Raw genomic sequence first — 24047 nt, forward strand, 5'->3', positions numbered from 1 at the left:
GTATTTGTTTCGCAAAACTATTTTACAACAAAATGAGGAGGCAGGGTGAATTTATTTTTTATTTTATTTTTCCTAGACTTTTTGCTTAAGTTCGCGCCTATGGGGCCTGTCCCCGGATGCAGGCCTGGCCGAAGGAATAAAACGCCTTCTTCCCCGTAAGTGGGACCATTCCAGTCAACATCCAGGGACAGGCCCCTTTCTCCACGCAGTTACTGGAAGAATCCAGCCTTACTGCCGAAAGGTGCCAGTCCCTTCCGTACTGATCTCTAATCGTCTGTATGTTCCGAAAGAGGCAGGCGCCATTCATCCAGCAGTTTGTCCACGATCGCTCTCTGGGCCGCTTCGTTATAATACAGCACCTCATATTCATTGCCGTCCCGGCTGACTTTCTTTTCCATGAATATTCCCAGGCCGGTGCCTTTTTCCGTAATTACTTTGCGCTGGATATCACCGACTACGGTTTCCAGCACATATCCTCCGCTGATCAGGCGGTCCATAATCGTCTTGTTTTTGATCTGTTTCATCACACTGGCATCGCGCTGGTCATTCATCTGCTGTACAAGCTCAGACAGTGTGCACTTTTCGGAATAATAGATCTGAGACGCGATTCTCTCGCTCATCATAAACTCGGCTTTTAAACGGCGTCCTGACTTTTTGCCGGAATCCTGTCCGTCCCGTGCACAGGAGCCGTCATCCTTCTCCGTCTCAACCCTCACCGCTTTTGCCGTCCCGCCCTTTTGGTAACTCTCCACCGAGGGCGCCCTGCCGTTTTCTTCCTCAAAATAATAGACCTGATGCACGCCTCCGCTGAACTCCCGGATAAACTCGATAAATTTCTCACCGTAGCGTTCATATTTATTTTGTCCCACACCGGTTACGTTCAGCATTTCCTCCCTGTTTAACGGTACCTTGACACACATATCCGTCAGGGTCTTGTCGGAGAAAATAATATAGGGAGGCATGCCTTCCTGGCGGGCGATCTCCAGACGCTTTTCCCGCAGCCTGTCGAACAGCTCCAGGCCTTTGGAGTTCAGTATATCGGATATCCGCTGTTTTCTTCTCTTCTGCCGGGTACTATCTGCTGCCGAAGCCGCCGGTTCTTCCTGGCTGGGCTTGCATTTCATGGTTACGTTCCGATTCCCGTCCAGTATCTCCTTCGCTTTGCCGGTTAATTTCAGCAGCATGTATTTATCCCGCGTCACCAGCAGATACCCGTCCATCACCATCTGATTGATCAGGCCCTTCAGTTTCGTTTCTTCCATGCCGCGTCGCAGGCCGAAACTGGCCAGGCCGGTAAGACCGTAGGAGCGCAGCTTCGCCCGGTTCTCGCCCCTAAGTACACCGACGATCACATTGATTCCATAACGCTGTCTGCATTCCCGGATACAGGTAATCACATCCACCGCGATATCCGTCAGATCGACCTCCTCATAATCCGTCAGACAGTTAGAGCAGTTACCGCAGTAACCGCTGCCCTCCTCCCCGAAATAGCGCAGTATGTAGTCTCTTAGACAGTCATTGGTAAAACAGTAATACGTCATTTTCCGGAGCCGTATCCTGTCCTGCTCCTGCACCAGTTCCCGCTCATCCCAGGAAAGAGCCTCATTCTCCGGCTCCTGATCCATCATAAATTCATGAATCCGCACATCCTGCCCGCTGTAGTATAAAATACACTCCGAAGGCTCGCCATCCCTGCCGGCACGGCCCGCTTCCTGGTAATAGCTTTCGATATTTTTCGGCATATTATAATGAATCACATAGCGCACGTTGGATTTATCGATCCCCATCCCGAACGCATTCGTCGCCACCATAACCGGACTGCGGTCATAGATAAAATCATCCTGGTTCTCCTGTCTTTCCCGGTCCCCAAGCCCCGCGTGATATCTGGTCGCCGCCACACCGGCAGACCTCAGCTTCTCACATACCTCTTCCACGTCTTTTCTGGTCAGGCAGTATATAATACCGCTTTGATCCTGGTGCCCCATGACATACTCCTGCAGCGCGCCGAATTTATTCCTGGGAGTCTGAACACCGAAGTACAGATTCTTCCGGTCAAACCCGCTGACTAAAACCGTAGGATTCCATAGCTTTAGCATACATATGATATCATCCCGCACTTCCTTCGTGGCGGTGGCCGTAAAAGCGCCGATCACCGGCCTCACCTGCAGCGTATCCACGAATCTGGATATTTTCAGATAACTGGGCCTGAAGTCCTGCCCCCACTGGGAAACGCAGTGGGCCTCATCCACACAGACCATGGAGATTTGTGCCCGGGAGGCAAACATCCGGAACTCTTCCGTCTCCAGGCGCTCCGGGGCCACGTAGATAATCTTATATCTTCCCTGCGCCGCATACTGCATGGCCATACGGTATTGATTCACGGTCAGGGAACTGTTCAGATATGCCGCATGAATCCCCGCCTGGTTCAAACTGCTGACCTGATCCTTCATAAGAGAAATCAGCGGTGATATGACCAGTGTAAGCCCGGGAAGCATCAGAGCAGGAATCTGATAACAGATGGATTTTCCGGCGCCGGTGGGCATGATTCCCAAAGTATCCTGCCCTTTTAGCAGGCTGTCAATTAACATTTCCTGCCCTTCCCGAAACTCCGTGTATCCAAAATACTGTTTTAACAGCTCGTATTTTTTTCCATACTTCGTACTTAACTGCTCCAATTGACAGCCTCCTTTGGCATCTATTTTATTCCAATTAATTGTGGGACTTTGAAAGAAAAGTGACCAGAACTATCTTGATTTGTACTGAAATACTACCATATTTCTCATAAAATTACAAGCCACGCACTTTCTATGAAATAAAACAAAGCTGTTGCTTCCACGGCTTCATCAGCTACCGGAGCAACAGCTTTTTTCCATCCACTCATCTAATCTTCTTTTCTCCTGTAAATGCGGCAGGAAATCAGATAAGAAACTGCAACTACCGCGATTATCAGCACCACCGCCGCAGCCACGAACCATTTCTGATTGTTCCATCCGCTGCACAGCACAAACAACTTTTTCAGCCAATCACCAGCCCCTGCCATCAGAATGGAGGGAACCACGAATATGGCCATTAACGCCAGCCGCCCCTTCTCCACACCCAGCCGGAATATAACCGGCAGCGCGATACTGTAAAGAATGAGTGACACTCCCGCAACGATTGCCATACTCTTCCACATTACCAGAATTTCCGTTAACGGCTCATGCCGGATCATCAGAAAAACCAGAGCTGTTACACATCCTAAAAAAGCGGCAATACACTCAAAAAGTATGAGCATCACATATTTTTCCATCACCGCGGTATTGCGTTTCAAGGGCATGGCCCTGGTGTATTGATGCCAGTGATAGAAATCGTCATAAGACATGGATGTGATCACGGTCATGGGAAGCAGTATAGCCAGCATACTTCCCATGACACCAGGGGAAGCGAAGCTCAACGGGATGAATACCACCAGGGCAATCATCAATTGTTTGAAATATGTCCTGATCACCATCAGATCCTTAGCCAGTAACCCGATCATATCAATCTACCCCCTGCTTTTCAAAGATCTTACAGGATATCTGATAGGATGCCCATACAATAAGCAAAATGATCAGCGGGCTCATGTACAAAAGCATCTTCAGCTGTGCCTCTGACGGAAGGAACCGGGTCACCTTCTCCCTAAGGCTCAAAAGCAGATAGACGGATGCGGTAAGAGCACCGATCATGCCGATCATAATAAATCTGCCCTTTTCCACGCCAAATTTGTAAAGCAGCGGCAGCACAAAGCTATACAGTAAGATGGCGACTCCCACCGACCCCAGTGCGCCTCCCCAGATCACAGGCAATTTGTCCGCGGCGATATTCTGAACCATACTCATCACGGAACCGACGACCGCAGCCACTGCGGACATGGCAAAGGATAGCAGCACCAACAGGATATATTTGGATTTTACAATGGTACGGGCCCCCATGGGTAAGGCTTTTGCGTACCGGTTCCAGTGATAGTAATCGTCATAGGACATGGTATTGATCACAGCCATGGGACTCATGACTGCCATAACGCTGCTTAATACTTCCGGTGTTTTCAGAAAGCAGACGATAAATATCACATACATAATACCAAAGGATTTGAAATAGGGTCGCAGACTGTAAAAATCTTTTAATAACAGGGCACTCATAATCTCACACCTTTCACATAGAATAAAATAATATTTTCAATATCGGCCTGATCGATTACCAGATCCCGGTAAATTCTCCCGATCTCCTTTCGCTGGCTGGTCAGCACCTCATAGCCGAACTGGTTCTTCCGATAGGAAATACAGAGCTTAGGGTCCAGTTTGCGAAACTGCTCCTCACTGCAGCGTATAATGCCGTATTCATAGAGCAGCTCATCTTTGTTTTTCTGAAACAGGATTTTGCCGCCGTGAATGAAGATAATATAGTCCGCGATCTTCTCCAGATCGCTGATAATATGGGACGAAACCAGGATGGTATGTTCCTCGTCCTGTATAAAGTCCAGGAACAGCTCCAGGATTTCATCCCGCACGATCGGGTCCAGTCCGCTGGTAGCTTCATCCAGGATCAGCAGTTTTGCCTGATGGGACATAGCCACCGCGATGGATAACTTCATTTTCATCCCCCTGGAGTATTCCTTGATCTTCTTTTGCGCCGGCAGCTGAAAGCGTCTCAGATACTCCTCATACTTTCCTGGCTGCCAGCCCTTATATATCTTTGACATTACTTTTCCGATCTCCGGAGCCGTCAGCTGTTCGTGGAAACAGCTCTCATCAAACACGACCCCGATCTGTTCTTTTATCTCCCGTTCCTTCTCCACATGATCCTGGCCGAATACCTGAATTTTACCGCTGTCCACACAGATCAGATTCAGAATCGCTTTGATGGTGGTTGTCTTACCGGCGCCGTTTTCCCCCACAAACCCTACCACACTGCCCTTCGGCACATTCATTGACACATGATCCAGTTTAAAATTATCATAATCCTTGCACACATTTTGTAATTCAATTGCATAGTCCATATTGGTTTCCTCCATTTATACATTTTCGTATGATCCCATTCACTGCTTTTCTATTTCCTTTCCCTGGTGTCCTTTCCTTTTCATCCTTCGTCTTCGTATAACATTTTCAAAATGTCCTGCAGCTCCTGCAGTTCGATATGACTGATTCTTGCCGCTTCCACCGCATTCTGCAGATTTTCTTCAATCCTGCGCAAATGCTCTTCCTTCATCAGTTCCATATTGGCGTCCGCTACAAAACTGCCTTTACCCACCACGGAATATATATATCCGTCCCGCTCCAGATCCTCATAGGCCCTCTTAGTGGTGATAACGCTGATTCTGAGCTCTTTCGCCAGGAGTCTCATAGACGGGAGCGCTTCCCCCGGCTTCAATTCCCCAGCGACGATCATATTCTTGATCTGTGATGTGATCTGTTCATATATGGGCTTTCCGCTGGAATTGCTGATTATTATATTCACTCGCTCACCTCTTATCGAAATGTGTATATCGTTTATATACATTATTATACACAATATATACACTCTGTCAACAGTTTTTTGCAAATGAAAAGCAAAAAACGGACAGCAAAATTTTCCAGTATGCATGGGTTCCGATTTACCACGATTTGGATATCACGATTCGGATATCACAAGGCACGGTCTCCGAAACACAAAGAATGCCTGTCCCCGGAAGCCATCCTCAAAATTGAGTATCTCAATTCGGGGGCGGCGTCGGAGACAGGCATCTTCCTGCTCTGCTTACCTATTTTCTATTTTCCATTACAACGATTCGCTATTGCAAAGCTTCCATTTTCGCAAACGCAATGGAACCGCCCCAGGCCACAAGCCCGGTCAATACCACAGAACTTAATATCAATGCAAAAAATCCGAACTCCACGTTCACCAAAAGCGTCCCGGCCACACAAGCCAGTATCGCTATCATAATAACAAGTCCCTCACCCAGCAGACGCATCATCTGCTTTCCAAAATTTCCAAGGATATTGCCCAGCAGGGCTTCACTGAGCACATTAAAATACAGCTTCGTCGCCTGTAAGCATACATAGATCAACACAGTGAGCACAGCCTGGACCACTGTCAGGCGCAGTACAACCGCCGCAGGTATCGTCATCAGGCAGCCGTCAATAAATGAACGAATGTGTTCGATCAGGGTAGCGTACCACACTTTCCGTATGGAACTGTCCGGAATCAGATAGGTGTAGGGATTCTCCAGCTCCTTCGACCATTTTGTCGCATAGCTGGTAAAAATAAACACCAAATAAGCCATAACACCGGGAACCACAAAAAACCGATAGGGGCTGGCCGCCAGATCATTCAGATAGGCAAATACTGCGATCCCGATCCCCAGGATCAGGGATATGAGCGTAAACATTCCGAATATAAATGTTTTATTTTTCTTATATTCCAGCAGCTGTCTGTAAAAAATCGCTTTCGCTCCGCTTCCTTTATATTCCACCTGGGCTTTTCCGTATTTTTTCTTTTTCCCGATGGACATGCCCGATGTTTCGCCCTTTTTCTTTTTCTGCATAATCTCCTGGTAATCATCGGCAAACTTCATCGCGTCCTCGTAGTACTCTCCCACACATCTCATCCGAACCGCGATAATCAGCAGCACCAGAGTAAACACCAAATACAAGAGGGTGCAGATCACATTCAGCGTCGTAGGCCCCAGTATCAACAGCCTGACAAACGCAATGTTCCATCCGATAATCGGAATACACTGAAGAAACGGATGATCCAGAACCAGCGGAAGAACGCTCCATGACGCATCCTGCGTAAAGAACATGTATGCGGCAAACAGAACCAGCGCAGCCACGACCAGCCATACCGCGCGGCAAAGCAGGCGCACTGTGCCTTCTTTCAGCCGCTCATTTCCATATAATACAACTACCAGGCTGGCTTCCAGTACATTTTCCACAATATAGGCCAGCACAAAATACAGCAGCATTTTCCAGACCGGTATCCCGAACAGCGTACATCCCAGAACGGTCACGACCAGGGTTAACACCAGATTCATCATATTGGACTTCATCTGTTCATACAGGAGAATCAATTTCGGTGAGATCGGCGCGGAAAACAGGAAATGCACCTCACTTGGCCGGAACAGCAGTCCTTTTCTCTTGGCATATTGCAGCAGACTGGCGGGAATATTTAAAAATACCAGTGCCGACAGGGCATAGACCAGATACCTGGGGGTATTCCAGTTATTCGCGACTACCAGACTTCCGATGCCGGTCAGAATCATAGCAACATAAGCGATCCCCAGGACCAGATAAATATAGGTCACCGGTTTGGTCAAAGCCTTTCGTATCCGGTTAACCATCGTCCTTTTCCACAGATAAATTAATGATTTCATAGTTACCTCCACGCGTGCGTGTTCCGCACATATTGGTATAACACGGCATTACAGCGGAAGCTGTAAAAGAAGGAATGGGGAAGCATCTTATTTGTCACCCCTCATCACCGCCCGTAATATCGAAGAACAGATCTTCGATGTCCTGGTCCTTTGCTTCCTCTTTGGTATACTGCCCGATTATCTTACCTTTTTCCATGACAAACATGACATCCCAGAGTTCTTTTACCATCTCAAGCATATGGGTACTGATCAGAATCGTCACGCCCTGTTCCCTCTGCTCCAGGACCACCTGCTTTAACTCCTTGATCGCTCTGGGGTCCAGTCCCACCATGGGTTCATCTAACATCAGCACCTGCGGCCTGATCAGCAGGGCACAGCAGATACTGACCTTTTGCATCATTCCTTTGGACAGCTCATTGCCCAGCTTATCCTGTTTGTCCTCCAGCTCAAAGCGGGTCAGCAAATCGATGATCTCCTGCTCGCTTACCGATACTCCATAAGCTCTGTGTATATATTCCAGATGTTCCCGGACGGTGAGGGCATCGAACATGGCCGGTATCTCAGGCACATAACCGAATTGTTTTTTGGCTTCCAGTTTCCTGTTGGAAATTCCCTGGATGCCCACCCCGCCTTCAAAGCGGAGCAGCCCGGCAATGCTCTTTATGATTGTAGATTTTCCTGCCCCATTGGGGCCCAGCAAGATTCCCACTTTCCCATCCGGTACTGTGAAACTGACATGATCCACCGCCAGATGCTTCCCATACTTCTTTGTCAAATCTTGTATTTCCAGCATAGCAACTGCTCCTCTCATAATTGCCCATGTATTATTGTACTAATTCTTTAATACAATAATACATATCCATAAGTTATTTGTCAAGAATTTATTTCAGGTCAATTTCCAGTTATGGGAGGGGACTGGCACCTTTCGGCAGTAAAGCCAACCCTTCCGGAAACTGCGCGGAGAAAGGGGCCTGTCCCCAGATGCCGGCCTGAGCAGGCCAAAAACCCGCCTCCTCCCGCCAAATGCGGAGCATTCCAGTCTATCCGCATACAAACACTAACGGATATAACCGCAGTTTAATTTCTATTATTGAGGTCACAAAGGAAAAATTGAGATCATTACACTTTTACTGACATAAATAGAATATTAATTAGAAAGAAAAATACCGAAAACGCAAGAGATAAAATCTTTACCCTTTACTTTATCTGGAATCGAATGCCTTATAAAGCTTAGAAAGAATCAAAAAGGGGCGGAACTTAAGTCCCGCTCCTTCCCGCCCTCCGGGACCATACAAAATATCCTACTGTTTTTCAGCAATCTCACCCTGCTTTTTGTAGATGGAACTTGGCGGAATAAAGCCTCTTACCATCGAGAGCGGATAAACATTGCTGTTTCTACCGATTACTGTTCCGGGATTTAATACGGAATTACATCCCACTTCCACATAGTCCCCTACCATGGCGCCGAACTTTTTGAGTCCTGTCTCAATGTCACCGTCCTTTGTATGAAGGACTACCAGGGTCTTATCAGATTTCACATTGGATGTAATCGAACCCGCACCCATATGGGACTTGTAACCCAGGATGGAATCGCCAACATAATTGTAGTGGGGTACCTGTACATTATTAAATAATATGACATTCTTTAACTCTGTGGAATTCCCCACCACACAGCCTTCCCCTACCAGCGCGTTGCCTCGGATGAACGCACAGTGACGCACTTCCGTGTTTTTACCGATGATAACAGGACCGTTTAAAAATGCCGTGGGGGCTACTTTTGCAGAGCGGGCTACCCAAATGTTTTCTCCTCTTTTTTCATATTCCTCTTCTGGCAATGCTGCTCCCAGCTCTTTTATAAATGCTCCGATTTCAGGAAGGACCTCCCACGGGTATTCAGCTTTTTCCAAAAGCGCCGCCGCCTGTGTCTGGGTTAAGTCGTATAGATTTCTGATTTTCATTGCTTCCATTTTCCTGTTTCCTTTCTGATGTTTGTTTGCTGGTTCATTCGGGATTTGATCTTTCAAAGTGTTGTCTTAGCAGGGATTCTCTTTCGCTGCATTGCTGTTTGGGGCATCACTGTTTGGAGCATTACTGTTTGGGGCATTACCTGTTGGGGTTTTGCTGTTTGAAGCATTATTTTGCTGATCCTTTGGATCTTTGGCCTTTGCCTTGCTTGTTTGGCGGGAAGCGCTCTGCTTATAGCAGGCGGCGATTCTGTCATAATTTCCCCGCAGCGCGTACTGATTATGCAGCCCCAGCACACCCTGGGTTCTGGAACGGATAAATTTATCCAGCTTTTCCATATACTCATCCGGTGTTATGGTTCCCTCTGCCACATAGGTCAATCCCTTTTCCCAGCTGGCTGTCAGCTCCGGGTTGAGAAGCGAGCGTATGGATGTGTTCACCACATCGTAAATCATTTCCCCCAACTGGGTGGGCGTTATGATCTGTGTTTTTTTATTCAGCCCCAGATATTCGATATTGACCAGTTTTTTTAATATCTCGGCTCTTGTCGCGCTGGTTCCGATGCCGCTGCCTTTGATCTGGGCCCGCAGTTCCTCGTCCTCGATCAGCTGGCCGGCATTTTCCATCGCCAGTATCATGGAGCCGGAATTATAGCGCTTCGGCGGGGAAGTTTCTCCCTCCTTGATATCCAGGCTGCTCACCGTCAGGGAAGCACCTTTCTTCAGCGCGTGCAAGACCGCCAGCAGTTCCTCATCGCTCAGATTTTCTTCCTCTGCCCCGTCCTCCTCGGACTTTTTCTTCTGCTGAGGACGGCCGGACACCTTCAGATATCCTTCTGATAACAGAACGCGGAAATTAGAGAAAAACTTTTCTCCCCGGATATCCGCGATCAGCTGAACTTTCTGATACACTGCCGCCGGATAGAATATACTTAAGAACCTGCGCACAATCAACTCATAGACCTTCGCCGCATTGGCGTGCAGAGAACCCAGCGCGCCAAATCCCTGGCCGGTCGGAATGATCGCATAGTGATCCGTGATCTGTTTGTCATTGACATAACGGGTCCTGGCCAGATTCTTATAGGAGCCGTTTTCCAGGATCTCTGCCGCGAACGCACCTGTTCTGGTATAATTCTTTAGCCCGAATAAATTCTTCTGGATTACTTTGGCCACTGCGGTGGAGAGAACACGGGCATCGGTTCTTGGATAGGTTACCAGTTTTTTCTCGTATAATTCCTGGGTTATCCGCAAGGTTTCATCCGGGCTTAATTTGAACAGCCGGGAGCAGTCATTTTGCAGCTCCGCCAGGTTAAAAAGCAGGGGAGGATTCTTATTTTCTTTCTTTTTCTCGATCTTATCCACAACCGCTAGGATGGGTTGCTCTTCACTTAAGAAACGGATCAGTTCTTCGGCCTTTTCCCGTTCCTTGAATCCGTTTTCCTTATAGAGGTCTCTGGAGGCAAAATAACGCGTGCCTTCTACCGCCTTCCATTCTCCCTCAAACGGTTTTCCTTCATGGTCATAGGTCCCGATCACCCGGTAAAACGGCGTTTTTACAAACTCACGGATCTCTCGTTCCCGCCTGACCACCATGCCCAGCACACAGGTCATTACCCTTCCTACCGAAACCACGGTACGGTTTACCCGCAGATAATTGGCGATGGAATTCCCGTATTTTAAGGTCAGCAGTCTGGAAAAGTTAATCCCCATCAGATAATCTTCTTTGGCACGAAGATAGGCGGATGCCGACAGATTATCATATTCCGACAGGTCCTTCGCCGTCTCGATTCCCTTGCGGATCTCTTCCTCCGTCTGGGAATCGATCCAGACTCTCCGGCGCTTCTTGCCGTGAACCTGCGCCATCTGTTCCACCAGCCGGTAGATATATTCCCCTTCCCGTCCGGAGTCAGTACAGACATAGATCGTATCCACATCTTCCCGGTTCAGCAGCCCGCTCACGATCTGGAACTGCTTTGCCACTGACGGAATCACCTCATATTTGAATTCCTTCGGCAAAAACGGCAGCGTTTCCAGACTCCATCTTTTGTATTTACTATCGTAAACCTCCGGATAGCTCATGGTCACCAGGTGTCCCACACACCAGGTAACGATCGCTTCCTCTGATTCCACATACCCATCGTGCCTCACGGTTCTCAGATTCAAAGCCTTGGCAAATTCCTGGGCCACACTGGGTTTTTCTGCTATGTATAACGCTTTCGACATGTATTTCCAACTTTCTAACGTATCACGTGAGGCATGTACAAGCTTCATACAAGCACTCACATCCTGCAAAACCGGACCGGTTTTGTAATAAAGATATTATTTTTCCTTTCATTATATTACATCCAACACTTTTTTGGCAACTGATTTTAGAACAGGTACCTGCCCTGCTATGGGAGGGGACTGGCACCTTTCGGCAGTAAAGCTAAATTTTATAGAAACTACGTGGAGAAAGGGGCCTGTCCCCGGATGTTGACTAGTCCAGCTCCTCCCCCCCGGAGCAGTCGTTTTTTTCCTCATAAGACCGTCATCTGGTGACAGGCACTTTTCTTCGCGTAGTTTTATAAACTCCGGCTTTGCTGCCGAAAGGTGGCCCATCCCCTCCCATCGAAATGTAACTTATGTTATACTGTAACAAAAGACCACTAAATGTTACAGGAACTTTGGAGGGGAAATGTTATGAAAGAGTTATTCACCGTTGGGGAACTTTCCAAATTATTCTCTATGAACATCCGGACACTTCGATATTATGACCAGGTGGGTATCCTGAAACCGGAAATGACGGATAGCAAAACAGGCTACCGCTATTACTCCACCCGCCAGTTTGAGCGTCTGAATACGATTAAGTATCTCCGGGCACTGGATATGCCGATTGAAAAGATTGCGCATTTCTTTGACAACAAAGACCCTGAAACCATGGTGGAACTCCTGCGCGGACAGCAGGCAGATATAAGCCGTAAAATTGCCGAGTTCCAGACAATCAGCAGAAAAATAGACAACCGCCTCACCCAGATCCAGGATGCCGTATACTCCAGCATGAACATCAGCCGGATACGCCATATAGAAAAGCGGGCGGTCTTAAGCCTGCGCAGAGAAATTCCCCGGGATACGGACCTGGAATATCCGATCCGGGAGCTGGAGCGTCTCAATGACTTAAGCCCCGCCATGTTTCTTGGAAAAGTCGGGGTGTCTATCTCTGCCGCCGATCTGCGGAACCGAAAGTTTGACCGTTTTTCCGAAATTTTTGTCTTTGTGGAGGACGAAGACCGCTACGAAGGAAATCTGGAATATCTAAAGGAGCAGGACTATCTTACCATCCGCTTTTCCGGCACCCATGCGAAATCCGATGACTCCTACAATCTCCTGTTGGATTATATGGAAAAAGAAAACCTTCGGATTACCGGAAGTTCCGTCGAAGTCACCTTGATCGACTCCGGGCTGACGAATAATCAATCTGAATTCGTCACGGAACTTCAGATTCCCTTTGACGAAGGCATGCCGTTATAAAGGACGAAATGACAGCCCAATCCAGCTGTCATTTTTATCTCAGTTTTATTCTCAATTCTCAGTTTTATTCCCAATTCTCAGTTTTATTCCCAATTCTCGGTTTAATTCTCATTTTCATTCTCAGTTTTATTTCTCATATTAACTTTCTTTGTTAATTTTCGGTAATTTTAAAAAAAGTTATTGATTTTTTTGAATTATGGGTATAGTATTAGTGTATGTTATATGTAGTTTTGATAACTACATATCGTAATATTCATTCGTCGTCAGGAGGTTTTCACATGAGTACAATGACTGCTACTACCGCGTTACCCGCAAAAACAAAAGAGACAAGAAAATTAAAAGAACCCGGCAGTGCCATCACGCATTTTATCGGTATGGTACTGGCTCTGACCGGAGCAATCCCCCTTTTAATCCGGGGAGCCGGGAACCCGAATCCATATCATGAGATTTCACTGGCCGTCTTTATCATCAGTATGGTACTGTTGTATGGCGCCAGCGCCACCTATCATTCCCTGGAACTGTCCACCGACCGGGCAAACCGCACTCTCCGCAAAATGGATCATATGATGATCTTTGTCCTGATCGCAGGCACTTACACTCCGATCTGTGTAATCGTATTAAAAGGTGCGACCGGATACGGCATGCTGGCCCTCGTATGGGGCATAGCCCTGGCAGGCATGATTATCAAAGCCTGCTGGATCACCTGTCCGAAATGGTTCTCTTCCGTCATCTATATCGCTATGGGCTGGATTTGTGTACTGGCATTTACCCAGATCATCAATACGCTGTCAGCCGCCGCATTTGGCTGGCTTCTGGCCGGCGGCATCATTTATACAGTGGGCGGAATCATCTATGCCTTAAAGCTGCCGCTTTTTAATTCCCGGCATGAAAATTTCGGTTCCCATGAAATTTTCCATCTGTTCGTGATGGGCGGAAGCCTCTGCCATTTTATTCTGATTTATCAGTATATCGCAGTCATGGCCTGACCTTTGGCAAATATGCCGGACATCTGAAAAGAACCATCTGCAACCTGTCATTCCTTCTGTAAGGAATAAGAACAGGCTACAGATGGTTCTTTTTATGATGTCATGGCTTGTAAGATATCACGATCCGCTGTCCATTGTCTGTTGAACGATGCTATCCATAATACTTCTGGTCAGCATCCCGCGTACATAGCCGAACACCTGTCCGTCCGCGCCGATCATAAAGGTGGTCGGATACGCCTGGATGCCATAGTCAGCAAACACCTCCCCTGTGGTATCCATCACCACCGGATAGTTATATCCTCCTTCTTCCAGAAAACTTTTCACTTCTTCTACCGTGCCGTCCTGATTTCTCGGATTATCCTCAGTTTTTGGATTTGCCACTCCTAAAACGATCAGATCCTCTTCATTACCTCCCGACTCTTCATATAGGGCCTGGATATCCGGCATTTCCTTCTGGCAGGGTCCGCACCAGGTGGCCCAGAAATTCAGAAATACTACTTTTCCCCTATAATCCGACAGCGTATGCTCTTCCCCGAATTGATCCGTCAACGTAAAGTCCGGTGCGTAATTCATCTCCTCCTGCTGTGTATCCGGGTTATCCGGATCATCCGGCACATTAGGGGTATCCGGATCGTCAGGTATATCTGGTTGATTCGCAGCAGCCTGATTATCCGTAATTTTGCTATCGGAAAGATAACCGGTAACCCCGTTCATCCATCCGGTGAACATCATGATTCCAATAAAAATCATCAGAACTCCGCCAATTTTCACCGTATACTTTACGATCCTCTGATGCTTTCGGAAAAAATCCAGTACTGTACCCGTAAACAATCCCACAGCCAGGAACGGAAGGACGAAACCTAACGTATATACTCCGATTAACCCAAAGGCCGCCGCGGAGCTCGATGCCGAGGATGCCATCAGCAGCACACTGGCCAAAGCCGGCCCTACGCAGGGTGTCCAGGCAAAACTAAATGTGAATCCCAATACTAGGGCTACCAGAGGATTCATGGCAAACCGGTCCAGGCGGATCGGCAGCCGGTGTTCCCGCTCCATTCCAAGACCTCCGAACAGTCCCAGCTGGAACAGCCCGAACAGCACGATCAGTGCTCCGCCGACCCGGGCGATCAGCACCCGGTACTCAGAAAAAAATTGGCCGGCCGCCGTGAAGCCAAACCCAAGGAGAAAGAAAGCAAAACTGATACCGACCACAAAAAATAAAGTATTCAGCAAAACCTTACCTTTTTTATAAAATATCCTTCCGTTTTCATCCACACTCTTGGTTCCGCCGGCCAGATATCCTATATAGAGCGGAACCAATGGCAGCACACAGGGGGAGAAAAAACTAACCATTCCCTGTAAGAACACCGTCAGCGCTGAAACTCCCACATTAATATCAAATCCCATTCACCGTCACCTCATTTTCCTTATCCTGCGAACACACTCTCTTAAAACCTACGTCTTATTTTTATCCATCTCATCCTGTGTTATGTCCGACAATTATCACAATTTGATAATTGTATTCTGTAATTATATTAATTACAGTTTGAATAGTGTAATGATAACAGTTACAGTTGAATTTGTCAACTATTTTTTTCGGCCGGTGTGGGAGGGGACTGGCACCTTTCGGCAGTAAAGCTATACCCTCCGGCAACTGCATGGAGAAAGGGGCCTGTCCCCCGGATGCCGGTCTATTCCAGTCAACATCCGGGGACAGGCCCCTTTCTCCACGCAGTTACCAGAAGGTCTGGCTTTATTACCGAAAGGTGCCAGTCCCCTCCGGTCCTGCCTGTACCTTCTTAAGTATAGCAGCTCCGCTGGGCACAACATCGATCACATGAATGCCCGGTTTGATCACGATTCCCGTTTCCCGCTGTGCCTCTCCCCGGCAGTCGTACACGGTCAGCTGATAATGCAGCCCGGAATCTCTATCGTCACCTTCCTCCCCGGTTAACTGCCCGTTCCGGCCCGTACCGCTATATTCCAGATACAGCTTGTCTGCGGACGAACCGTTTACAAACAGCATATCGGCATATAATGTTTCCATATGAATCACTTCCCTGGTATGCCAGGTACATGCAAACTGTTCCTCGAAACTTCCTTTGACGACGTTATACCGGGCAATGGGATTCAACGGTTCAAAAGTTCCTCTGATAAACGCGTTCCGGTACTTTCTCCACAAAGCACAGTAAAATCCGAGCATCTTCCGGTGATCCTCCGGCAGTTCATCCAGACGCATGGAGATCTGAGGGACGCTGAACAGGATCTGGATGATCTGCAGTGCTGCGCTCTCTGCGGTATCCTTGGGATGCCACATGATCATATCCGAATGAACCGCACTGTCTCCGCTAAGAAGCCTGATATCGGTCACCCTTACATGGTTTTCCGCCGCATCGAAGGGGCAGTCCACCGCCCGGAATATGTTACCATAGCTTCTCATCAAAGGCCCGTTATACGTCTGCCGGAACTCCAGCAGTATATCCGGCTTCCGTTTTTTTAGTCTGGCGGTACAGTCTGTCATCAGCCGGTCCGCCGCCTCGTGGAAGGATACGCAGTCTCTTCTCTCATCTTCAATACTCCCGCTGAACGGGGTCACGACGAATTCATCCACGAAGTCCATCTTAAACCCGTCCACATCCCATTCCAGCAGTGCATTCTCAAACAGGGAAATGATAAATTCCCTGACCTGGGGATATCTGGGGTCCAGCACGTGCCATTCCCGGTCCGCGGCCGGATCGATCAGCATGTCCGCAAATCTTTGGAAGTTCTGCGATCTTTCGCCGATAAACGGCAGAGAGTACCAGGGAATCACCTTCATCCCGAGTCCGTGGACCTCATTTACAAAGGCGGCCATATCAGGAATCTTGGAAGCCGCAGGCTTCCAGTCCCCGCAATAGGCATATCCCCGGTTCCCGTCGTCCGTCTGCCACCCGTCGTCCAGCAGGATCGCCTTGCAGCCTAAGTCTGCCGAGAGGCGGCACTGGGTCAGCAGTGCCTCCTTCCCGATCATCTGATGGTAACTGTACCAGGTAGAGTACATAGGTTCCCTGGCGGTATCCGGGACGTAAGCAGGTTTGTTCCGCTCATCCTCCTCCCACCACAGCGCCATATCCCGCAGCGCTTCATAATACGGTATTTCGCGCTGGTCCAGCCGCAGGGTCACTTCGTAAGACTCCCTGGTGATGCGTTCTTCGGCAAACAGTTCCATTGTGAACGCATACTCCCCGGTCTCCTCCACCGGAACGGTCTGAAACCCAATGGTATTCAGGGTGTCGGACAGGCCCAGAACCGCGCAGTTTTGGTTGTCCATACCGATCAGAGCCTGTACCGGCGCTCCTGTAAATCCGTTTGTTTTTTTCAGGTATTCGAACCAGTCCTGATTCAGTGCCTTGATCAGATGGATCTTCGGATTCCATATCTCATGTACTTCACAGGCCGGAACTGTCACCGTGCATATCACAGGCGGAAAAATCCGCTTATTATCACTTTTTACCAGAACTTGAATGGAGGTAATACCACCGTTTTCCGCTATCTCGTGGGAAATTTTTAAATTTCCCACGTTTTTTGCAACGGCGAATTGATATGTCCGTCTTTTCATTTTCCTATTCTTCCCGCCTTCTCTTTCTTACCAGCAATACCATACCTGCCGCCAGACTGATGATCATGATCACCGCCAGTATCATCGGCTGCGCCGGATCACCGGTGTTGGCCGCCTGGCTGATGGAATCGCCCAAGCCACCGCCTGAATCCTTATTCTGATCCTTATTATTGTCCGGCTTATCCTGATCCGGCTTGCGAAGCGCTGCCGATGCGTCTTTTAGTTTCGCGAGGGCCTCTTTGTAATCGGCCTCTGACGCCTCCTGATTGTTCAGCACGGCTTTGGCATAGATCAGGGCGTCCTTAAATGCCTGTACGCTCTGGGCCGTATAGCCTTTCAGGTCTTTTGCCTCCGCCAGCGCGATCTCATCGGCGATCGATTTCTTGTATTCGTTACGGTCCGGCCCCTTCTTAATCAGTCCCGCAACCGCCGCGTTCAGCTGCCTGCGGGCATCCTTAAGATCCTCCGTGGTTGACGCGGGATCGTCCAGCACCCTTTGTACGGCCGCCAGCGTATTCCTTAATGCCTGCACGCTCTCTTCGGTATATCCCATAGGCTCTATGATCTGTGCCTCGCCAATCTCCAGCTTCAGCGAATCCCGCTGGACCTGCCGGTCCGGATCTTCCGGCGCCGGTTTCGTCAGCCCGTCATAGGCTGCTTTCAGATTCTCATAGGCTGACCGGAATTCCCCTTTCGTCGTACCCGCTGCCAGCGTATCTTTTGCCGACTGCAGAGCATTACGGAATGCCTGGGCGGAATCCGCAGTATATGAGGAGAGATCTGTTCCGCCGACCTGAGCAATGTAGTCGGAGAGGATCTGCCGCTGCGCTTCCTTCGCCGCTTCCTCCTCTGCCTGCCGGTAGAGCTCCGCCAGGTCTCTTACCCCGTTTTCAACCTTTGTTTTCATGTTATCCACATCGGTCTGAAGGGCTTCCCCGTCGTTTAAAAGGTTCGTGGCTTCCGTCAGCAGGTCGTCATATATCTGCTGCTGGGCTGCGCCGAGCAGGTTCCAGCCAGGAAGTGCCATCTTGTCCGACAGGTTTTTAATTTGTTCCTTCAAAGCATTTGTGTCGGCTTTTTTTCTCAGCCCGTCCACAGCCATCGCCAGGTTCGCGGCTGCCTCATTGATCTCAGCCTGGGTGGCGCCGTCCTTTTTAATCACGTCTTCAGTATCAGGGAACAGCGCTTCCAGCGCGTTCCAGGTATTAGCCGTGTAGTCATTTTTATCCAGAGCCTTGGCAGCGTCAAGGGATGCGCTCAGCTCATCTTTGGTCGGAACGAATGTACCAAACACCTGGATCTCCGAGAAATTCACCTTGTTGCTGTATCCTCCCCAGGACCCCTGATGTCCCCTGCCGCTGACTCTTATATATCTGGCCTTTACCGGAGGGTCCACCGTCAGATCCTGCGGTGCGGTCTGCCCGGCATCTGTCTGGAGAGTCTCATCACTGGCCAGCACCGTAACCGTACCCTCTGCAAAATCAGCATCCGTGGACAGCTCGACCTTACAGTTCTTCCAGCGGATATAGCCTCCGCCGTTATAGATTGTCCGATACACATCTACCTTGTTAACCAGATATTCAGCCCCGAAGTCATACTGCAGATACACATCCTCCCAAGTGCTGTAACCATTGTCACTGCCGCCGATCTCCTCGCCCGCAGCCAGCTGGGTAAAGTTTTCACCCGAATCCGAGGTGCCTGTATCGCCGTCCGTAGCTTTTTCCGGTCTGGTAATGGTCGTGTTGGACGCAGGCATCTTCCCTTCGATCAGGCTCTTGTTTACATCCTGCGAAACACTAACCAGGCCATTGGCCGCCGCCTCCAGATTCCGGTAAGCCTTAATCTGTTCTTCCTGGGTGGCCTGTGTATCGGCCAGTACGTTCCGTGCCCGGTTGAGAGATACCGCAAACGCCGACCAGCTGGCGGTCGAGTAATCACCGATTTGCGGCAATTTGCCCTCCATCGCGGTCACCAGTTCTCCCAGATTAACCATCAGAACCAGATTGTCAATGGCGTTGGAAAGCGCTTCGTAAGCATCCTGCACCTCCTGGGCTGCCGCCCCGTCATCCTTCAGAACCCTAATGGCCTCTGCCCTGGCCGCAGCATAGGCTTCCCATGATTTATCGGTATATCCGTCTTCTGTGAACGGCTGATCCACCAGTGCCTGCAGCGCCTTCTTGTCAATGTCATAGCGTACGATGCTGTCCAGGGAAGCTTCTCCCTGCGACACATAGAAGCGGATCGCAGTCTTGCCTGCCGGCAATGTTTCCATTATCTCCGCTTTCGCCTGTGCTGCCGCTGGATCTGCAGCTTTTGCCGAGGGAACCAAAGCTTTTGCCGGCAGGTTCACCGTCTTTACCTGTTCCCCGATCACATAAGTAAGCGTACTGTCTGTATCTGCCGCATAATTCAGCTCCAGTTTCGTCATCCCCGCACTGTCCTTGCCTACGGGTATCGTCACGCTGTTTGTTTCACCGGACGCGCCGGTAACCAAACGGCCATTCGACGCATTGCTCTCTTTGTTAATTTTAGCCGTACCGCTTAATGTGTTCTGGTAGGACTCGAATTCATAGGTCTTGTCCTCTTTTTGTTCCTGTGTCCCGCTCAGCACGATACCCGCAACTGCCCAGGAGGGAATCTCGGGGATCTCCAGCGTTACCGAACCATCCGCTGCGACGGATGCCTCCACCGTCAGCGGCGCCTCCTCCGTGTCGTAGGTGGTCCGGTAGATCGTGGCCGTAACCTTGCTGCCGGCCGTGTAGGGGACATTTTTCATATTTACGCTCACATTATCATAGGATTTGGCGGAATAATTGTTGATAAACGCTACCGCGTCACCGGCTGTATTCACCGCGCCGATGGCATGGGACATGGAACCGTTGATGTCTGTGGATTTCACAGCGTAATCTCCGTCTCCCAGCCCCAGTTTTACCGAGAGCATTCCCCAGGTCCTCGTAAAATTAGCCAGATACGGATCGCCGTTATTCCAGGTGTACATTCCTTTTCCGCGCTCGACCCAGCCGGAACTGGCCTCATAGTCGTCCATGGGCACATCCGCCGGATAGCAGGTATAATATCCGCCTCCCGTATAGCCGTCGACCATCATGTCGATCAGGTTCTTGGCATGCCAGCCCACACTCTTATAACCATAAGTCTCAGCAGTCGGCTGGCCTGTGCTGATATTATACTCATTCAGGAAAAGAGGGATATCCTTTCCGGTTTTCTCTCTGAGCCAGAATTTCAGATTCCGGCTGTTGGCGCCGCCATTGGAGTCATCCTGATTGGCCGGCCGTTCCCCGTATTTATGGATGGAAACGAATTCTATCCTGTCGATCCATTTCCTGTATTTATCGGAAAACAGGGTTCCCAGCACGCCGTAGTCACCGCCCCAGCTGTCATCTGCGCCGCCGCCCAGCTTCACCTTCGGTTTCGCATCCGGATTCCCGGTCAGCTCTGCCTCGGCCTCATAGATCGCATCGATGGCCTGATAAAATTGATCTGCTGCTATATTATTCACGATATTACCGCCTGTGTACGGCACGCCGTCCGGATCTCTCTGATCCCCATGGGTCGGGATATACCAGTGGGGCTCGTTCAGGAATTCATAGTAATCGATCTTGTCCCGGAGCATAAGATAGACTTTTTTCACGATATCCCGGTATACCGTCCAGTCCTTCGGCGCCCCGTTGCATACTTTCTTCGTGTGCGGGTCACCCCACCCCACTTCTCCGGCCGACAGCCACTCCGGTATCTGGAAGGTCATGACCATCACCTCATAATTCTGGGCGTTTGCCGCGTCTACCCAGCTCATCAGCCTGTCGGTGTTCCAGTTCTTCGGGTCTGAGAGACCGTTCAGATACTTCCCATGCTCCTGATAATATTTCATATCCTCCTGGTAACCTTCCAGCGTAAACTTTCTTTTCTGGCCGTCCGGTCCTGTCACATAGTAATAGTCTGACTTTACGTAGTTTGGCTGATCCGGATTATAAGAGGCAGGTTTTTCCCAGTTGGTATCCGGTGTCTTGGTCCAGATCGGCAGGATCTCCTGAAGCCTGGCATCCGCTCTCATAAACCGGACTCCCGCCTGATCCGTCAGCATCGGCCATACCTGGGAGTGGTCCCCGATATCACTATCCTTCGTATTGACGCTGGGGTAATGGGTCACTCCGAAGATTCCCGGGTGTCCGGTGGATATGGTATTTCCATAATCAATGTTGACGCTTCCGCCCGGTACCGGTTTTACTACCGTCACCGTACAGCCCGCAGTCTTCTTTCCGTCCTCCGTGGTCGCCGTGATCGTCGCCGTACCGCTCTCGGCCACCGCCCGGATGGACGCGCTTACATTATCCTGGGCCGTAATCTCCACAATCGCCGGATTCGAGGAAGTCCAGGTAATATTTTTATTCTCCGCGTCCGCCGGTGAGATCTCAGCCTCCAGGACTGAGGTGTTCCCTTGTTTCATGGTCAGGGCAGCTGGAGTTACCGTAACCGATGAAACCGCATTTTTGACGGTCACATCAAAGGAATTCGTCACCGCGGGGGTTGTGCCTTCGATTTTTGCCGTAATGGTGCATTTTCCGATTGTTTTCGGAGTTATAAGCCCGGTATCCGGATTCACTTCGGCCACCGCCGGATCGGAAGATGCAAAGCTGATCTTCCTGCCCGTGCCTGAGGCCTCCGGGAATATTCTGGCATCCACCGTGAAATCCGTTTTCTTAAGCGGAAGAACGTAGCTTCCGTCCGCCAGCTTATCCAGCTGGTAGAGGTTCTGCAGTCCTATGGATAACTGGACATTCTTCGCCTCCAGCACTAACCTGTCCGGTTTTAATTCCCCTCCGGAAGTATAGACCTGAATGGTATTACCGCTGCCGGCTTCCAGCGTGACTTCAAAATCCACCGGCTGTGACAGCGAGATACCGGAACCGTCTACCGGAAAAGCGGTATTCCCGTTTACCGATACCATAATATTGCTGTTCCTGTTGGCGGCATACAGATGGGCGGTGTAGGTTCCCGCTCCGTCCGCGGCCACCTTGCGAAGCGTAACGAAGTTATCTGCTCCGCCGAAGCCTGAGACTGTCCGGTTAAAGGACGCGCCTGTGGTCCAGCCGATCTCCATATTCCCGCCAAAGTGGTTGTCCTGGCTCTCAAATTCGTACATGGTCTGGGCGGGAAGGCTCTTCTGGTTCCCGCCTTTTACAACCAGGCCCATGGCACAGTCTGCGGGAATGGACGGGATAGCGGCCGTGATGATTCCGTTCGTCACCTGTGCATTGACCGTCTGCTGCACAGCGGAACCGTCGTCATCAGCGGAAGCCACATACAGTTCCAGTTCCACCGCCCCGTCCTCATAGGGTACATTTTTCAGTTCGATCCCCACATTACTCTTAGCCGAAGAGAAATTCGTGAGCAGCATGATTGCTTCATTCTGACTGTTCACCATGGCTATGGAATCATCCACCGGCCAGTTATTGCCCATATCTGTGGATACCACCTTAAATTCCCCGGCATTCAGCCCCAGCTTGTTGCCGAGCAGGTTGTAGACCTTGGCGAACGGGTTCAGAGCAGCTTTGTTATCCGCATCCAGCGTATATGTATAGCTTCCCGGCTGATCCGCGGAGGAAACCGTCCCGTCGAACAGAACCACATCCCACCCGTCCCGCATGGCCTTAAACAGCGCGCTGGTATGGTACTTGATACCGTCTGTGCCCGTGATCTTACTGTCTGCGGAAGAAGCCCCCCTAGCGGCCGTGGACCATCCGGTCATATAAAGCGGCAGATCCTGGTTGGACAAAGCATTGCGGATCGCCTTACGGCCGGCCTTGAACTCGCCGAATAGGTCTTTGGGTGAATTCCCGTCCGTGGGTTCCGCGCTGTATCCCCGCACTGACACATATTGCAGCAGTGTCTGGTCGGATTCCGCTTTATTGCGGCTCAGCGCTGCTTTCACATTGGCCGGCAGCGTATCGTTTTTATCCGTCAGAGAATAACCGAATCCCCCGATGGTTACTGCAGGAAGTACGGCCCGTACCTCCCGGGCCGTCGTATAGTACATTTCGGTAAAATCTGCGTCGGACAGGCCGGCGTCCGGCGCGATCTCCACATGGCTGATGATATCTTCGTATCCCCCCTTGGCGTCACCCAGAAATCTGCGGATCATCTTTTTGTAATCATCCGCTTTTCCGGAATCGTACATTCCGTTCCCGTCCGCGTCCAGCCAGGAGGGGAGGCTGGTAAATTCCAGCATGGCCTTCATACCGGCTCCCCGGACGCTGGTCAGGATGCTTCCGGCCACATGCGTCAGATTCTCATAGGCTTCCGTGTTCATCGTTTCCGCGTCGTCCGGAAACAGCGCGGACAGATCCACGTCCACCTTCACCAGTTTGATTCCCATAGTGCCGGCCAGCTTCGACCACGCGTCACCCTGGTCTTTTGCCGGCGTCCCCACACCGCCGAATAGTTCCGGTGTGCCGGTTCCGATACTGGTATTATAGTCCACTACGATATTTCCGCCCGCAGCACGTGTCTGCGCGGGCTTAGTACCGGCGGCAGCCGTCCCTCCGGTTCCCATTACCATTACGGCGGATAAGATTCCCGCCAGTATGCTCTTGTATTTTTTTCTCATAATT

Annotated in this window: 14 protein-coding genes; 2 read left to right on the forward strand and 12 right to left on the reverse strand. The window is 49.9% G+C overall.

Going from position 1 to position 24047, the window contains the following annotated elements; translation table 11 throughout:
• Nucleotides 1–266 precede the first annotated feature (266 nt).
• The 9 genes from recQ to ABC831_RS21500 all read right to left on the reverse strand — a co-directional run bounded on the left by recQ (nt 267) and on the right by ABC831_RS21500 (nt 11553).
• Entirely contained in the window at nt 267–2675 is a 2409-nt protein-coding gene (gene recQ, locus ABC831_RS21460) for a DNA helicase RecQ (RefSeq protein ID WP_343250119.1), read from the reverse strand.
• A 206-nt stretch (nt 2676–2881) separates the two neighbouring features.
• A complete protein-coding gene (locus ABC831_RS21465; protein WP_343250120.1) occupies nt 2882–3517 on the reverse strand; it encodes an ABC-2 transporter permease in 636 nt (211 codons plus the stop codon).
• A gap of 1 nt (nt 3518) precedes the next feature.
• A complete protein-coding gene (locus ABC831_RS21470; protein ID WP_343250121.1) occupies nt 3519–4157 on the reverse strand; it encodes an ABC-2 transporter permease in 639 nt (212 codons plus the stop codon).
• Entirely contained in the window at nt 4154–5014 is an 861-nt protein-coding gene (locus ABC831_RS21475; protein ID WP_343250122.1) for an ABC transporter ATP-binding protein, read from the reverse strand. Before ABC831_RS21475 ends, ABC831_RS21470 begins: the two co-directional genes overlap by 4 nt.
• A gap of 80 nt (nt 5015–5094) precedes the next feature.
• Nucleotides 5095–5472, reverse strand: coding sequence for a GntR family transcriptional regulator (locus ABC831_RS21480; RefSeq protein WP_158348769.1), 378 nt, complete (start codon nt 5470–5472; stop codon nt 5095–5097).
• A gap of 313 nt (nt 5473–5785) precedes the next feature.
• Nucleotides 5786–7366, reverse strand: coding sequence for a putative ABC exporter domain-containing protein (locus tag ABC831_RS21485; protein ID WP_343250123.1), 1581 nt, complete (start codon nt 7364–7366; stop codon nt 5786–5788).
• A 94-nt stretch (nt 7367–7460) separates the two neighbouring features.
• Nucleotides 7461–8159: an ABC transporter ATP-binding protein gene (locus ABC831_RS21490; protein ID WP_343250124.1), complete on the reverse strand. Its 699-nt coding sequence runs from the start codon at nt 8157–8159 to the stop codon at nt 7461–7463.
• Nucleotides 8160–8667: 508 nt separating this feature from the next.
• Nucleotides 8668–9333: an acyltransferase gene (locus ABC831_RS21495; protein WP_343250125.1), complete on the reverse strand. Its 666-nt coding sequence runs from the start codon at nt 9331–9333 to the stop codon at nt 8668–8670.
• A gap of 66 nt (nt 9334–9399) precedes the next feature.
• On the reverse strand, nt 9400–11553 hold the full coding sequence (locus ABC831_RS21500) for a DNA topoisomerase (protein ID WP_343250152.1): 2154 nt from the start codon (nt 11551–11553) through the stop codon (nt 9400–9402).
• A gap of 456 nt (nt 11554–12009) precedes the next feature.
• On the opposite strand from ABC831_RS21500, the gene ABC831_RS21505 reads away from it, so the two are divergent.
• Both ABC831_RS21505 and trhA read left to right on the forward strand, forming a co-directional pair.
• Nucleotides 12010–12837: a MerR family transcriptional regulator gene (locus tag ABC831_RS21505; protein WP_343250126.1), complete on the forward strand. Its 828-nt coding sequence runs from the start codon at nt 12010–12012 to the stop codon at nt 12835–12837.
• Between the two features lie 278 nt (nt 12838–13115).
• The gene (gene trhA / locus ABC831_RS21510) at nt 13116–13823 is read left to right on the forward strand and encodes a PAQR family membrane homeostasis protein TrhA (RefSeq protein WP_343250127.1); all 708 of its coding nucleotides are present in this window, start codon (nt 13116–13118) and stop codon (nt 13821–13823) included.
• 117 nt (nt 13824–13940) lie between these two features.
• Here trhA and ABC831_RS21515 read toward each other — a convergent pair whose 3' ends face one another.
• The 3 genes from ABC831_RS21515 to ABC831_RS21525 form a co-directional block, all read right to left on the reverse strand.
• Entirely contained in the window at nt 13941–15230 is a 1290-nt protein-coding gene (locus tag ABC831_RS21515; RefSeq protein WP_343250128.1) for a redoxin domain-containing protein, read from the reverse strand.
• Between the two features lie 349 nt (nt 15231–15579).
• The gene (locus tag ABC831_RS21520) at nt 15580–17421 is read right to left on the reverse strand and encodes a glycoside hydrolase family 36 protein (protein ID WP_343250129.1); all 1842 of its coding nucleotides are present in this window, start codon (nt 17419–17421) and stop codon (nt 15580–15582) included.
• Between the two features lie 4 nt (nt 17422–17425).
• Nucleotides 17426–24043: an Ig-like domain-containing protein gene (locus ABC831_RS21525; protein ID WP_343250130.1), complete on the reverse strand. Its 6618-nt coding sequence runs from the start codon at nt 24041–24043 to the stop codon at nt 17426–17428.
• Nucleotides 24044–24047 lie beyond the last annotated feature (4 nt).

Source organism: Diplocloster hominis, from assembly GCF_032380655.1.
In the GTDB taxonomy this organism is placed as follows: domain Bacteria; phylum Bacillota; class Clostridia; order Lachnospirales; family Lachnospiraceae; genus Diplocloster; species Diplocloster hominis.